Consider the following 14,146-nt stretch of genomic DNA (forward strand, 5'->3'; position numbering starts at 1 on the left):
CTGAGCTGGACGCTCGAGCCCGGGCGCGAGCACCTCGTCGTGGCGCCGAGCCTCACCGACATCGGCGGTCCGCGCATCCACACCCGCCCCGTCGCGGGCCTTCCGCTGATCCACGTCGAGACCCCGCGCTTCGACGGCCGCCAGCGGTTCGCCAAGCGGCTCTTCGACATCCTCGCGTCGACCATGCTGATCATCCTCAGCGCGCCGGTGCTCGTCGTCGTCGCCGTGCTGGTCAAGGTCACCAGCCCCGGGCCCGTGCTCTTCCGGCAGGAGCGCATCGGCCTGAACGGCGCGACCTTCGAGATGCTGAAGTTCCGCTCCATGGTCGTCGACGCGGAGGCGCGACTGGCGGCTCTCGCGTCGCAGCAGCGTGCGGAGGGGAACTCGATCCTCTTCAAGATGGCGAAGGACCCGCGCGTCACCCGGGTGGGCGCGATCCTCCGGCGCTTCAGCCTCGACGAGCTGCCCCAGTTCCTGAACGTCTTCCGCGGCGACATGTCCCTGATCGGCCCCCGCCCGCCGCTGGCCCGCGAGGTCGAGCAGTACGAGGAGCACGTGCACCGCCGCTTCCTGATGAAGCCGGGCATCACCGGGCTCTGGCAGGTCAGCGGACGCTCGAACCTCTCGTGGGAGGACACCGTCCGCCTCGACCTGTACTACGTCGAGAACTGGTCGATGACCGGCGACATCGTCATCCTCTTCAAGACCGCGCGCGCCGTCCTCGCCCGCGACGGGGCGTACTGATCGCCGGGGGGAGGGGCGCCCAGCCCCGCACCCTGTCCGTCTCGGTCCTCGAGACCCCGTTCCGCGTGGTCTTCGGACGCGGCGTCGGCGACGAGGACGCGGCGCGGATCGCCGACAGCTGGGCCGCCTGCGCGTCCGAGCCCGACGCGGGAGCACGCGACGTCCTCGCCGAGGTGGGGCACGATCCCTCCGTCCCGGTCGACGGCTCGCCCCGGGTCTCGAGCGCCACGCTCGCGCAGCTCGAGGAGTCCCTGACCTCGACCCTGACCCTCGAGGCGATCGGCGCCCGGCGCGCCGACCTGCTGATGCTCCACGCCTGCGGGATCTCCGACGAGTCCGGCCGCGTGCTGGCCTTCGTCGCCGCCTCCGGGACCGGCAAGACCACCATCGCGCGGACGCTCGGGTCCCGGTTCGGCTACGTCACCGACGAGACGGTCGGCGTGACCCCGGAGGGGCGCGTCCTGCCCTATCCCAAGCCGCTGTCGGTGAAGCCGCTGACCGGATCGGCGCCGAAGGCGCAGCTGGCCCCCGGGTCGCTCGCCCTCCGACCGGTCCCGGAGGCGCCCCTGCGTCTGGCGGGCGTCCTCCTGCTCGAGCGCCGCGACGGCGTCGGGACGCCCTTCCTCGAGCACGTCGACCCGGTCGACGCGATCGAGGATCTGGTGCCGCAGACCTCGTACCTCTCGGCCCGACCGCGGCCGATCGCCGATCTCGTCCGCACCCTCTCGGCGCTGGGCGGCGTCCGGCGACTGGTCTACTCCGAGGCCGCGAGCGTGGTGCACCTGGTCGAGGAGGTCTTCGCGTCCCTCGGCGCCGAGGCCTCGTCCGCCTGGTCCAAGGTGGTCTCCGTGCAGCTCGACGCTGTGGGCGAGGCCCTGCCCGGCACCGTCCTGCGCACCCCTGCGGACGACGCGGTGGAGCTCGCCGACGGCCAGCTGCTCGTGTTCTGCGGCGGCACCCTCGTGCGCCTGTCCGGCATCGGCCCGACGATCTGGCGCCACGCCGGCCGGGGCTCCGACCTGCCCGGTCTCGTCGCCGCGGTGCTCGCGGAGGCGGGCCCGCCGCCCGCCGGCGTCGATGCGGAGGCGGTCGTCGAGTCGGCCCTGGTCGAGCTCGAGGGCCTCGGAGTGATCACGAGAGGGACTCCGCCGCAGCCCACCCCCGACGGGTGGCACGGTTGACGCGCCTGGCGCCGAGGGCGCGGAAGCGCTGTGTCAGAATTCGGAAGAACCCGTCTCCGGCGCCCGCCGCGTGATCCGTACCAGCGAAGGAAATCTGACTCTGTGGAACTTCGAGACGTCCTCCGGCTGCTGCGCGACCACTGGATCCCGATCGTCGCGGCGATCCTCCTCGGCACTCTCGTCGCCTTCGGCTGGTCGCTGACGCAGAAGCCGCGGTACGTCGCCGACTCGCAGGGCCTCGTCTCCGTCGCCACCACCGGTGCCGACGACAGCCAGGCGATCTACACGCAGCAGATCGCGCAGTCCGTCGCCAAGTCGAGCCTCGCCACCTACGTCCCGATCGCCACCTCGCGCGACGTGGCGCAGATCGCGATCGACAGCCTCGGCCTCGACGTCTCGCCCGCCACGCTGATCTCGGCGATCGCGGTGCAGGCCGACACGGTCGCCCCGGTGATGAAGGTCAGCGCCACCGCCTCCACCCCCGAGGGCGCGCAGAAGCTCGCCGACGCCTGGGTCGCGGCCATCGCCACCAAGGTGCAGCAGGTCAACCAGGAGACGGGCGTCGGCGACACGGTCTCCCTCACCGTCCTGCAGACCGCGGCACTCCCGTCCTCGCCGGCGTTCCCGAACCTGCGCCTCGTCCTCGCGGTCGGCGCGCTCGCGGGCCTCGTCCTCGGCCTCGTCTACGCGTTCGTCCGCAACACGCTGGACCGGCGCATCCGCACCGCCGAGATGGTCGAGCGCCTGTTCGACCTCCCCGTGGTCGGCACCCTCCCCGTCGACAAGCGCCTCAGCGAGACCAACCGCATCGTCCCCGAGGCCGACACGACCGACTACATCAAGGCCGACGGCAAGCACGCACTCGCCGAGGCGCTGCGCGAGCTCCGCACGAACCTTCAGTTCATGAACATCGACAGCCCGCCGCGCATCATCGTCGTGACGAGCCCGCTGCCCTCGGACGGCAAGTCGACGGTGACCGCGAACCTCGCGGTGACGCTCGCCGCCTCCGGCCAGCGGACCGTCGTCGTCGACGGCGACCTCCGCAAGCCGACGGTCGCCAAGTCGTTCGGCCTCGTTCCCGGCGTCGGCCTGACCGACCTGCTGATCGGCAAGGCGGAGCTGCAGGACGTCCTGCAGCCGTGGGGCCCGTCCGGCAACCTCTGGGTGCTCGGGGCCGGGTCGATCCCGCCGAACCCGTCCGAGCTGCTCGGCTCCAACGGCATGGACATCCTCCTGCACGAGATCGCCCGCGAGGCGATCGTGATCGTCGATGCGCCGCCGCTCCTGCCCGTCACGGACGGCGCCATCCTCACCGCCCGCACCGACGGAGCGCTCGTGGTCATCTCCGCGGGCAGGACGACGACCGACGAGCTCGGCAAGGCGATCCAGAACCTCGAGCGGGTCAGTGGCCACACCCTCGGCGTGATCCTCAACCGCGTGCCAGCGCGCGGCCAGGTCGGCCGGGGCTACGGCTACTACTACACGAGCTACTACGGCTCCGAGCGATCGGGCGCCCGCCCGGACACGGCCGTCGAGCCCGAGCCCGCGTCGACCTCGGCCTGAGCGCCCCGCGATGATCTTCCCGGGAGACGACTCCGCCCGCCCCGCCCGCCGGAGCTGGCGACCGGACGAACCGGTCGCCGCCTCCGCCGCCCCCGTCTTCACCGTGCTCTCGGTCTGCACCGGCAACATCTGCCGGTCGCCGATGGCGGAGCAGCTGCTGCGCGCCGCACTCGCCGACGCGACCTCACCCGCGGGAGGTCCGCTCTTCGCGTTCACGAGCGCCGGAGTGAGGACGCGCGACGGGCTGCCGATGGACCCGGTCTCGGCCCGCTTCTCGGCTCAGCACGGGGGAGACCCGGCCGCGCACACGAGCGCGGTGCTCGGCGACGCGATCGTCGGCGACGCCGACCTCCTGCTCACGATGACGCGCGACCACCTGGTCGACGCCTCCCGGCGCTTCCCGTCGCTCCTCCTCCGCGGCTTCACGCTGCTCGAGTTCGCCCGCGTGCTGCCGTTCGTCCTGCGGGAGGTGCCGCTGCCGACGGTCGAGGATCCCGCCGCGCGGCTCCGCGCCGTCGTGCGGCTCGCCGCCGCCCACCGCGGGCGCGCCCCGCGGGGCGAGGGCGGCGACGACATCGAGGACCCGATCGGCCGCAGCGAGGCCGTGCACGAGCGCGTGGCGGCGCAGATCGCGGCGGCTGTCGCCGACGTCTCCCGTGATCTGAGAGCATTGGCGCGGCGGTAGTCGCGCGTCCGCGGGCGCGCTGACGCCTCGCCGCATCGCATCGCTCCTCCTCACCGTCGCGACCGCGACACGAACCCGCCACGATTCGGAGAACCCCTGTGAAGCTTTCTGTCATCGGCTGCGGCTACCTCGGTGCCGTCCACGCTGCCGCCATGGCCGAGCTCGGCCACGACGTCATCGGCATCGACGTCGACCAGAAGAAGATCGACGCCCTGGCCGCCGGCACCGCGCCGTTCTTCGAGCCCGGCCTCCCGGAGCTGCTGTCCTCCGGCGTCGCCTCCGGGCGCCTGCGCTTCTCGACCGACATGGCCGACGCCGCCGGTGCGGCCGTGCACTTCGTCGCCGTCGGCACCCCGCAGAAGCCGGGCGAGAACGCCGCGGACATGACCTACGTCGACTCGGCGATCGACGGTCTCCTGCCCTACCTCGAGGCGGACTCCCTCGTCGTCGGCAAGTCGACCGTCCCCGTCGGCACCGCCGCCCGCCTGGCCGACCGCATCGCCTCCTCCGGTGCGACTCTCGCCTGGAACCCCGAGTTCCTCCGCGAGGGCTTCGCCGTGAAGGACACGATCAGCCCCGACCGCCTCGTCTACGGCGTGCCCGCAGGCGAGGCCGGAGCAGCGGCGAAGGCGACCCTCGACGAGGTCTACGCGACGGCGCTCGCGGCCGAGACCCCGCTCGTGGTCACCGACTACGCCACCGCCGAGCTGGTGAAGGTCTCGGCCAACGCCTTCCTCGCGACCAAGATCTCGTTCATCAACGCGATCGCCGAGATCGCGGAGGTCACCGGCGCGGACGTCACGCAGCTCGCCGACGCGATCGGCTACGACGTGCGGATCGGCCGCCGCTTCCTGAACGCGGGCATCGGCTTCGGAGGCGGCTGCCTCCCGAAGGACATCCGCGCCTTCTCGGCCCGCGCCGACGAGCTCGGCGTCGGCGAGTCCGTCGCCTTCCTCAAAGAGGTCGACGCGATCAACCTGCGTCGCCGTCAGCGCGTCGTCGACCTCGTCACCGAGGGCCTGGGCGGCTCCGTCGAGGGCCGCCGCATCGCGGTGCTCGGTCTGGCGTTCAAGCCGGAGTCGGACGACATCCGCGACTCGCCGTCGCTCGACGTCGCCGCTCGCCTGCACGACCTCGGTGCGACCGTGGTCGCGACCGACCCCGAGGCGATCGAGAACTCGCGCCGCCGCTACCCCGAGATCACCTACACGACCGACGTCGACGAGGCGCTGGCCGGTGCCGACGCCGTGGTCGTCGTGACGGAGTGGAAGCAGTTCCGCGCCCTCGACCCCGCGGCCACGGCGGCGAAGGTGGCCAACACCTTCCTCGTCGACGGTCGCAACTGCCTCGACCCCGCCGCCTGGCGTGCGGCCGGCTGGGAGTACCGCGGCCTCGGCCGCTGACGCGGCAGAGCCGTCGTCTCAGCGGACGCGGCTCGGCTGATCCGCCACGACGCCGGAGGTGCCGCGGAGGGGGATGTGCGCGAAGGCGTCGTCCCACTCCGCCGCCCTCCGGCGTCGTCGTGCGCGGACGACCATCCGGAGCAGGACGCCGGCGACCGCGCCGAGGAGGGCGCCGGAGGTGTTCATCACGACGTCGTCGACGGTGGCGAAGCGCGCCGAGAGGAAGAGCAGCTGGCCCGCCTCGATGAGCGAGCTCACGACGGCGCCGACGGCGACGGCGACCCACGCCCTCCGGAGCCGCAGGTTGAGGGCCAGGAGCAGCCCCAGGGGCACGAACAGGGCGATGTTGGCCGTCGACTCGATGAACGCGTAGTCGACCATCGGGAGGCCGTGCCGGGCGAACCAGGAGGTCACCCGGCCGAGATCTCCCCGCACTCCCGCATCGACGGGCGTCGGCCAGAAGGCGATCGCTGCGAGCGCGACCACGTAGGGCACGCCGATGGCGAGGGTGAGGCGGGTGAGCGACCGGGTCACGGTGCTCCTCTCGTCGGTCGTCGGGCGGAGGCGGCGACGACGGCGGAAGAACAGTCTCGCTCCCGGCTGCTGGGATCGGGCCGGGAGGCGCGGGGGAGTGGGCTGGAGGCACGCCCGTGCGCAGGACGCTCGGGACGCGGACGGGGGTGCTGGAGCCGGAGAGCGCAGGGCGGTGATCGGGCCGGCTCCGTCGACGACCCGGCGACGACCCGGCTCCGACCCGGGCGAGCATCCACCTGCGGGCGACCCCCGCCACAGCAGAATTCCGAGAACGCCCGGGGAACGACGAAGCCCGGCCGGATCATCGATCCTGGCCGGGCTTCTCACCGGTCGGGGTAGCGGGATTCGAACCCACGACCTCCTCGTCCCGAACGAGGCGCGCTACCAAGCTGCGCCACACCCCGGTGTGCTCATCACGGAGAACCGCTCACGAGCCTCGACAATAGTAGCCGATTTCCGGACCGCCGTCGGACACCCCTCGTCAGGCCGCCGGAGTGAGCGTGACGAGGGTCACCTCGGGTCGGCAGGCGAAGCGCACCGGGGCGTAGATCGAGGTGCCGACTCCGGCGGACACGTTGAGGTACGAGCTGCGCAGTCCGTTGTCCCACGTCGTCGAGCCGGCGACCTTGTCGCGCGGGATGTCGCAGTTGGTGACGAGGGCGCCGAAGCCCGGGACGCAGACCTGCCCGCCGTGCGTGTGCCCGGCGAGGATCACCTCGGCGCCGCGGGCGACGAAGTCGTCGAGGATGCGCTGATAGGGCGCGTGCGCCACGCCGATGCTGACGCCGGCCGGTCCGTCCTCCGCCCCGCGCAGCTCGTCCACGGCTCCGGCGACGAGGTCGATGCGGTCGAGGCCGATGTGCGGGTCGTCGACGCCGAAGAACTCGATGCGCGTCCCCTTCACCGTGATGCTCTCGGCGCGGTTGTTGAGGTCCACCCAGCCGAGCCCGTCCGAGAAGAAGCCGGTCAGCCCGTCGGTGTCGAGATCGGCCTCGTGCTGCTTGGGGTTCTTGGAGGGGCCGACGAAGTAGCGGAGCGGGTTCTTGATACGAGGGCCGAAGTAGTCGTTGGATCCGTTGACGAAGGCGCCGGGGATCCCGGCGAAGGGCTCCAGGGCCCGGCGGATGCCGAGCACGCCGTCGCGGTGGCCGAGGTTGTCGCCGGTGTCGACCACGACGTCGGGCGCCAGGGCGAGGAGCGAGCGGATCCACTCCTGCTTCTTCGTCTGCCACGGGGCCATGTGCAGGTCCGACACGTGCAGGACGCGGATCGGCTCGGAACCGGCGGGCAGCACCGGGAACGACGTGCGCCGGACGGTGAACAGCGTCCGCTCGACGCCGATGCCCCAGGCCGCGGTGACGGCTCCGGCCGCGGCGACGGTCGCGAGGGCGGTGGTGAGGGGGCGACGGGTGCGTCCGGTCATGGGTCCTTCTCTCGCACGTCGGCCGCGAGCGCGGCCGCGTTCATTCTGCCGGATGCTCCCTCGGGAGCAGCCGGGGGTGCGGGGGCTCAGCCCGCGCGGGGCGGGGCGCCCGGTCCGGCGCTGATCTGCAGGGTGATCTCCGCGCCCCGGGAGACGCGCGACCCGGCGGGCGGGTTCGTCTGCGCGACCGTCCCTGCCGGGCGGTCGGAGGGGACCGGAGAAGTGTCGACGCGGACCGTGAAGCCGACGGAGCGCAGGCGTGAGGCCGCCGCAGAGGGGCTCTGGCCGGTGACCTGGGGCACGGCCTCCTGCGGAGCGTCGACGAGCGAGCGGACCGGAGCCGGGAACGCCGTCCCGCCGTACTTCGCGTCGGCGACGCGCATGATGCGCGGCCAGATCTGGTGGCGCACCTGACCGGCGTTCACCCGGTTGAGACTGAATCCGCGCATGGAGGTGAAGCCGGTCACGTTGCCGACCCAGGTGGCGGTGGCGACCTCGGTGCTCGCGCCGACCATCCACGTGTGCAGCGCGTCGTCCGTGGTGCCGGTCTTGCCGATGTGCGGCACTCCGGTGCGGGGGTTGGAGGGGGCGCCGGTGCCGCCCGTCACCACCTGCTGCAGGGCGTAGCCGGCGGTCGCGGCCACCTCCTCGGACATCCCCTGGCTGCACTCGGAGGCGGGCGGCGCGACGTCGGCGCCCGTGCGGTCGACGATGCGGTCGATCGCGATGGGCGTGCAGACGGTGCCCTTGTTCGCGAAGCCGGCGAAGGCCGTGGCCATCGTGAGCGGAGCGATCTCGTTGGTGCCGAGGATGGTCGGCGCGAGCTTCTGCAGCTCGGTCCCGTCGGCACGGTGCACGCCCATCGCCAGCGCCGTGTTGCGGATGCCGCAGAGGTCCAGCTGCTGGGCCATGGCGGCGAACGAGGTGTTGATCGAGCCGGTCGTGGCCTGCAGAGCCGTGGTCACTCCTCCGTTGCCGCCCTCGTCGTTCCCGGGGTTCCAGGACTCGCCGTAGTAGACGCCGTCGGGCTCGCAGCTGTCACGGAAGGTCGTGTAGGCGCGGCGGGTGCCGTCGACGCTCTCGCCGAGCGAGTGCCCCTCCTGCAGCCACTCCGCCAGGGTGAACACCTTGTAGGTCGACCCGACCTGGAATCCCGAGGAGCCGCCGTACCCGAAGTCGGTGTTGTAGTTGACGCTCGTGTAGTTGGGGCCCGTCAGGTCGGGATCGTTGGAGTAGTCCTTGTTCTGGGTCATCGCGAGGATGCGGCCGGTGCCGACCTCGACCGAGACGCTCGCGCTGCCGATGTTCACGTTCGCCATCGACTTGGGCACCCAGTCGTCGGTGGCCGAGACGGCGGCCTGCTGCAGGTCGGAGTCGAGGGTCGTGTAGATCCGGTAGCCGCCGCGCTTGAAGGTGGCGTCGCGCTCGTCCTGGCTCGCACCGAACGCGTCGTCGTTCTTGACGACCCAGGTGACGTAGTCGCAGAAGAAGGCCGCGACTCCGGCGGTCTGGCAGCCGGTGCTCGGCTCGGTGATGTTCGGCGTCACGGGCTCGGCGACGGCCGCCTGCGCCTGCTCGGACGTCACCTTCGACTCGAGGTCCATGCGGGTGACGATGTAGTCGCGCCGGTCCCGGGTCTGCGGGTAGCCCTCCGCGGCGGGGTTCGCCGGGTCGCCGGGCCGGTCGAAGCGGAACTTCTCGGGGTTGTTCACGATCGCGACGAGCGCGGCGGACTGCGCGAGCGAGAGGTCCTTCGCGCTCACTCCGAAGTAGTAGCGGGCGGCCGCCTCGACGCCGTAGACGGTGCCGCCGAACAGGGCGATGTTGAGGTAGCCCAGCAGGATGTCGTTCTTCGGGTACTCCTTCTCGAGCCCGATGGCGAGCCGCATCTCGGCGACCTTGCGCTCCGGAGTGGTCTCCGTGGCCTCGCGGTAGGCCGCGTCGCGCTCGATCGGATCGCTGAGCGCCTCCGCCTTCTGCACGAGCACGTTCTTGACGTACTGCTGCGTGATGGACGAGCCGCCCTGGACGTCCCCGCCCATGGCCGTGGTCGCGGCCGCGCGGACGGTGCCGAGCAGATCGATGCCGCCGTGCTCGTAGAAGCGGGGGTCCTCGGAGGCGACCACGGCGTCCTTCACGAACGGCGAGATCTCGTCCCAGCCCACTTCGACGCGGTTCTGGGCGTAGAAGGAGGCGAGCAGCACGTCGCCGCCGGAGGAGTCCTTCGCGTACACGTCGCTCTTCTCGGCGAGCGTGCCGATCTCGAGGTACTCGGGGAGGTTGTCGAACATCTCCACCGTGTTGCCGGCGGCCATGCCGCTCAGCGCGATCGCCGGCGTCACCGAGGCGGCCACCAGGACTCCCGCGACGACGCTCATGGCGACGATGCCGATCAGGCCGCCGACGGCGCCCCCGATGGTCTTCACGACTCTGGTCCCGCCCTGCCCCGACATAGAATCAGCGTAGTCGCCGCGCTCGGACGAGCCGCGGCGCTCATCCCGCCGACGCGCGGCGCTCAGCAGTCGTCCCGCACCGGCCGCACCCGAGGAGAGCCATGTCCGTCCCGCGCTGGGAGTACATCACCACCCCGCTGATGATCCACAACACCACGGCGATCCTGAACACCTGGGGATCCGAGGGCTGGGAGCTGGTCCAGATCGTGACCGGTCCCGAGGGCGGCCTCGTCGCGTACCTCAAGCGCCCCGTCGCCGAGGCCGGCGCGTGATCGCCGAGCGTCTCGCGGCGCTCGGCGTCGAGCTGCCGGCGGTCGCGGTCCCCGCCGGCGCCTACGTCCCCGCCGTCGTGCACGGCGGCCTCGTCTACACGGCCGGGCAGATCCCCTTCGTCGACGGCGCTCTGCCGCTGGTCGGCAAGGTCGGCGCCGAGGTGTCGCCCGAGCAGGCGAAGGAGCTGGCCCGCACCTGCGCCCTCAACGCGCTCGCGGCCGTCGCCGACGCGATCGGATCGCTCGACCGGGTGACGCGGATCGTGAAGCTCACCGGCTTCGTCGCGTCCGCCTCCGGCTTCACCGGGCAGCCCGGCGTGATCAACGGCGCCTCGGAGCTGCTCGGCGACGTGTTCGGCGAGCCCGGCCGTCACGCGCGCTCGGCCGTCGGGGTGGCGGAGCTGCCCCTCGGCGCTCCCGTCGAGGTCGAGCTGATCGTCGCCTTCGACTGACGCACCGCCCCCTCCGGCCCACGCGGCGGGAGGGGGCGGCGCTCGGTCAGTCCGCGGCGATCGCGGAGGAGATCACCGCCATCACCTGCGTGTCCGCGAGCGTCGTCGTGTCGCCCACGGCACGTCCCTCCGCCACGTCGCGCAGCAGCCGGCGCATGATCTTCCCCGAGCGGGTCTTGGGCAGCTCCTGCACCACGAAGATCCGCTTCGGGCGGGCGATCGCGCCGATGTGCTCGGCGACGTGCGCCTTCAGGGTGGCCTCGAGCTCGTCGTGCCCGTGGGCCAGCGCCTCGGCCTGGCTCGCCTTCGCGATCACGAACGCGACCACGGCCTGACCGGTGGTCTCGTCCGCGGCTCCCACGACGGCCGCCTCGGCGACGACCGGGTGCGAGACGAGGGCCGACTCGATCTCGGCGGTCGAGAGGCGGTGGCCGGAGACGTTCATCACGTCGTCCACGCGCCCCAGGAGCCAGAGGTCGCCGTCCTGGTCGCGACGCGCCCCGTCGCCCGCGAAGTAGCGGTCGCCGAACTTCGACCAGTAGGTCTCGACGTACCGCTCCGGGTCGCCCCAGATGCCGCGCAGCATCGCCGGCCAGGGCTCGGTGATCACGAGCAGTCCGCCCTCGTCGGCGCCGACCGGCGTCCCGGAGTCGTCGACCACGTCGATCGAGATCCCCGGCAGAGCGACCTGCGCCGACCCGGGCTTGAGAGTCGTCACCCCGGGCAGGGGGGACACCATCATCGCGCCGGTCTCGGTCTGCCACCAGGTGTCGACGATGGGGGTGCGGCCGCCGCCGATGACGTCGCGGTACCAGACCCACGCCTCCGGGTTGATCGGCTCGCCGACCGATCCGAGCAGGCGCAGGCTCGAGAGGTCGAAGCGCTGCGGGATCTGCCGGCCGAGCTTCATGAAGGAGCGGATCGCCGTGGGCGCCGCGTAGAGGATCGTCACGCCGTGCTTCTCGACGATCTCCCACCAGCGGCCGGGATGCGGGCTGTCGGGAGTGCCCTCGTACATCACCTGGGTGGCGCCGTTGGCGAGCGGGCCGTAGACGACGTAGCTGTGTCCGGTGATCCAGCCCACGTCCGCGGTCGACCAGTAGACGTCCGACTCGGGGTGCAGGTCGAAGACCGCGCGGTGCGTGAAGGCGACCTGGGTGAGGTACCCGCCGCTGGTGTGCAGGATGCCCTTGGGCTTCCCGGTCGTGCCGCTCGTGTAGAGGATGAAGAGGGGCTGCTCGGCGGGGAACGGCTTGGCGACGTGGTCGGCGTCGACCGCCACGATCTCCTCGTGCCACCAGAGGTCGCGCCCCTCGTGCCAGGCGACCTCGTTGCCTCCGCGGCGCACGACCAGGACGTGCTGGACGCTGGACTCGCCGCCGAGGGCGAGCGCGGCGTCGACCGCCGGCTTCAGGGGCGAGACGGCGCCCTTGCGCCAGCCGCCGTCGGCGGTGATGACGAGTGTCGCCTCCGCGTCGTCGATCCGCGCGCGGAGGCTCTCGGCGCTGAAGCCGCCGAAGACGACGGAGTGGACCGCCCCCAGCCGAGCGACGGCCAGCATCGCGATGACCGCCTCCGGGATCATGGGCAGGTAGATCGCGACGCGGTCGCCGGCGCGGACGCCGAGGCTCGTGAGCAGGTTCGCGGCGCGCTTCACCTCGGCGGTGAGCTCGGCGTAGGTGATCGAGCGGGAGTCGCCGGGCTCGCCCTCCCAGTGCAGGGCGACGCGGTCGCCGTGGCCGGCCAGGACGTGGCGGTCGAGGCAGTTGTAGGCCACGTTCAGCTCACCGTCGTCGAACCACTTCGCGAACGGGGGCTCGCTCCAGTCGAGCGTGCGCGTGAACGGCCGGTGCCAGTGCAGGAGCTCGCGGCTCCGGTCGGCCCAGAAGGCGAGGCGGTCGGCCGCGGCCTCGTCGTAGAGCGCGGCGGTCGCGACCGCTCCGGCGGCGAGATCGGCCGGCGGCGGGAACCGGCGGGTCTCGTGGAGGAGGTTGTCGATGGCGTTCCGGTCGGCGGCCGGGGCGTCGGGGGGAGTGGACATCTGCGATTCGCTCCTTCGCGAGTGAGACGTTCGCCGGCCCGCGCGGTCGGCGTCGCACCACCGTAGCGCCCACCTCCAGCGCGGATCGCCGAGCGCCGCAAGCTGGGTGCGGGGCGGGTGTCGGATAAGAGTCCGCAGAGAACAGGATCCGGGCTTGGCGAATCGCGATCCGTCCCCTACAGTTGCATACGGCCGAATGAACTTCGGCCCAGCGGCGCAAGTGATTCCCCCCAATCCAGCGCCGCCGAGGCGGCACCTGTTCCCCCCAATGGGTGCCGCCCCCTTCTTCCCGCCGGATCCGGCGGACGGGCGCCCCCGCTCGAGCCCTGCTCGCGGGGGCGTTTCCGCGTCGCCGGGACGTCTCCGTCGCGGGACGTCTCCTCGTCGACCGGGCTTCTCTGCGCCGTGGGGACCTCTCCTCGGAGCGGCTCCCTGGCGGGAGCTCCGGGCCGCCCCTGCGCGCGCGTTCGGCCCGGGTCGTTCCTCCACAGGCGCCGACGCGGGCGTCTCTCCTCCGATCGGGCAGGGAGCGCCCCGGCGCGCGGAACGGGCTCGTAGCGTGCCGGGATGACCCGCGACTTCGTCCCCCTCGTCCCCGCCGAGCACCGCCGCGACCCGCTGCCGGTGCGGCCCGCCGCCGCCGGCCTCGGGCTGCTCGCGCCGCACGCCGCGGATCCCGCGGTGACCGACCTCTTCGTGAACGGCGGCGCGGGCCTCTGGATCGACCGGGGCGGTGGTGCGGAGCGGGTTCCGGAGTGGACGCTCGACGCCGCCGGAGCACGGCGGCTGGCCGTCGCGCTGGTCGCGGCCGGCGGACGGCACGTCGACGAGGCGAGCCCGTGCGTGGACGTCAGGCTCCGCCACGGGGTCCGTGTGCACGTCGTGCTGCCGCCGGTGGCGACAGGGGGAGCGCTCGTGTCGGTGCGGGTGCCTCGGTCGGACTCCTGGACGCTCGGGGAGCTGCAGGCGGCGGGGATGCTGGACGACGACGGGGTGCGGCTTCTGCGCCGCGCCGTCCGCGAGCGGTGGAACCTGCTGATCACGGGAGCGGGCGGATCGGGGAAGACCACCCTGCTCGGCGCCCTGCTCGGGTGCGCGGCGCCGACCGAGCGGATCGTGGCCATCGAGGACGTCGGCGAGCTGCGGCCGGCGCACCCGCACGTCGTCTCGCTCGAGGCGCGGCAGCCCAACCTCGAGGGCGCCGGTGCCGTGGGCCTGGACCGGCTCGTGCGGGAGGCGCTGCGGATGCGTCCGGACCGCCTGGTCCTCGGCGAGTGCCGCGGCGTCGAGCTGCGCGAGCTGCTGTCCGCGCTGAACACCGGGCACGACGGCGGTGCGGGGACCCTCCACGCGAACTCCCTCGAGGACGTGCCCGCGCGTCTCGAGGCGCTCGGG

At 72.5% G+C, this 14,146-nt stretch carries 12 protein-coding genes and 1 tRNA gene; 8 read left to right on the forward strand and 5 right to left on the reverse strand.

The annotated features are described in order from the left end of the window. From C5C27_RS14020 to C5C27_RS14040, 5 genes are all read left to right on the forward strand, one after another. On the forward strand, positions 1 to 744 hold a 744-nt coding region (locus tag C5C27_RS14020; protein WP_258066769.1), incomplete at its 5' end, for a sugar transferase. 65 nt (positions 745 to 809) lie between these two features. After that, positions 810 to 1,925 (forward strand): hypothetical protein, encoded by a 1,116-nt coding sequence (locus C5C27_RS14025; RefSeq protein WP_104314714.1) that lies wholly within the window; start codon positions 810 to 812, stop codon positions 1,923 to 1,925. 102 nt (positions 1,926 to 2,027) lie between these two features. Beyond that, on the forward strand, positions 2,028 to 3,488 hold the full coding sequence (locus C5C27_RS14030) for a polysaccharide biosynthesis tyrosine autokinase (RefSeq protein ID WP_159939611.1): 1,461 nt from the start codon (positions 2,028 to 2,030) through the stop codon (positions 3,486 to 3,488). Between the two features lie 10 nt (positions 3,489 to 3,498). Then, a complete protein-coding gene (locus C5C27_RS14035; protein ID WP_104227254.1) occupies positions 3,499 to 4,173 on the forward strand; it encodes a low molecular weight phosphatase family protein in 675 nt (224 codons plus the stop codon). 98 nt (positions 4,174 to 4,271) lie between these two features. Beyond that, entirely contained in the window at positions 4,272 to 5,576 is a 1,305-nt protein-coding gene (locus tag C5C27_RS14040; RefSeq protein WP_104222179.1) for a UDP-glucose/GDP-mannose dehydrogenase family protein, read from the forward strand. Positions 5,577 to 5,594: 18 nt separating this feature from the next. Here the strand turns inward: C5C27_RS14040 and C5C27_RS14045 are convergent, their stop codons facing one another. The 4 genes from C5C27_RS14045 to C5C27_RS14060 all read right to left on the reverse strand — a co-directional run bounded on the left by C5C27_RS14045 (position 5,595) and on the right by C5C27_RS14060 (position 9,986). Then, positions 5,595 to 6,110 carry a VanZ family protein gene (locus tag C5C27_RS14045; RefSeq protein WP_244229599.1) on the reverse strand — a complete coding sequence of 172 codons (516 nt, stop codon included), beginning with the start codon at positions 6,108 to 6,110 and terminating at the stop codon, positions 5,595 to 5,597. 330 nt (positions 6,111 to 6,440) lie between these two features. After that, a tRNA-Pro gene (locus C5C27_RS14050) sits at positions 6,441 to 6,514 on the reverse strand. Between the two features lie 77 nt (positions 6,515 to 6,591). Then, positions 6,592 to 7,533, reverse strand: coding sequence for a metallophosphoesterase (locus C5C27_RS14055; RefSeq protein WP_104314715.1), 942 nt, complete (start codon positions 7,531 to 7,533; stop codon positions 6,592 to 6,594). Between the two features lie 86 nt (positions 7,534 to 7,619). Further along, on the reverse strand, positions 7,620 to 9,986 hold the full coding sequence (locus tag C5C27_RS14060; RefSeq protein WP_104314716.1) for a transglycosylase domain-containing protein: 2,367 nt from the start codon (positions 9,984 to 9,986) through the stop codon (positions 7,620 to 7,622). 101 nt (positions 9,987 to 10,087) lie between these two features. Between C5C27_RS14060 and C5C27_RS18140 the strand changes: the two genes are divergently transcribed. Beyond that, positions 10,088 to 10,258, forward strand: a complete 171-nt coding sequence (locus C5C27_RS18140; RefSeq protein WP_164861113.1) for a hypothetical protein — start codon at positions 10,088 to 10,090, stop codon at positions 10,256 to 10,258. Next, positions 10,255 to 10,710: a RidA family protein gene (locus C5C27_RS14065; protein ID WP_219813182.1), complete on the forward strand. Its 456-nt coding sequence runs from the start codon at positions 10,255 to 10,257 to the stop codon at positions 10,708 to 10,710. The genes C5C27_RS18140 and C5C27_RS14065 overlap by 4 nt, the downstream gene beginning before the upstream one ends. Positions 10,711 to 10,756: 46 nt before the next feature. Here C5C27_RS14065 and acs read toward each other — a convergent pair whose 3' ends face one another. After that, complete coding sequence (acs, locus tag C5C27_RS14070) at positions 10,757 to 12,751, reverse strand: acetate--CoA ligase (RefSeq protein ID WP_104233737.1); 1,995 nt, start codon at positions 12,749 to 12,751, stop codon at positions 10,757 to 10,759. 567 nt (positions 12,752 to 13,318) lie between these two features. Here acs and C5C27_RS14075 point away from each other — a divergent pair. Next, positions 13,319 to 14,146, forward strand: an 828-nt coding sequence (locus C5C27_RS14075) for a CpaF family protein (RefSeq protein ID WP_104314717.1), incomplete at its 3' end; no start/stop codon positions are given.

This window comes from Rathayibacter sp. AY2B7, assembly GCF_002931635.1.
Lineage (GTDB): Bacteria > Actinomycetota > Actinomycetes > Actinomycetales > Microbacteriaceae > Rathayibacter.

Bases quoted from the DNA above. Each gene is read 5' to 3' on its own strand.
- C5C27_RS14035 (WP_104227254.1), top strand. From the start codon at position 3,499: ATGATCTTCCCGGGAGACGACTCCGCCCGCCCCGCCCGCCGGAGCTGG.
- C5C27_RS14055 (WP_104314715.1), bottom strand. From the start codon at position 7,533: ATGACCGGACGCACCCGTCGCCCCCTCACCACCGCCCTCGCGACCGTC.
- C5C27_RS14060 (WP_104314716.1), bottom strand. From the start codon at position 9,986: ATGTCGGGGCAGGGCGGGACCAGAGTCGTGAAGACCATCGGGGGCGCC.
- C5C27_RS18140 (WP_164861113.1), top strand. From the start codon at position 10,088: ATGTCCGTCCCGCGCTGGGAGTACATCACCACCCCGCTGATGATCCAC.
- acs (WP_104233737.1), bottom strand. From the start codon at position 12,751: ATGTCCACTCCCCCCGACGCCCCGGCCGCCGACCGGAACGCCATCGAC.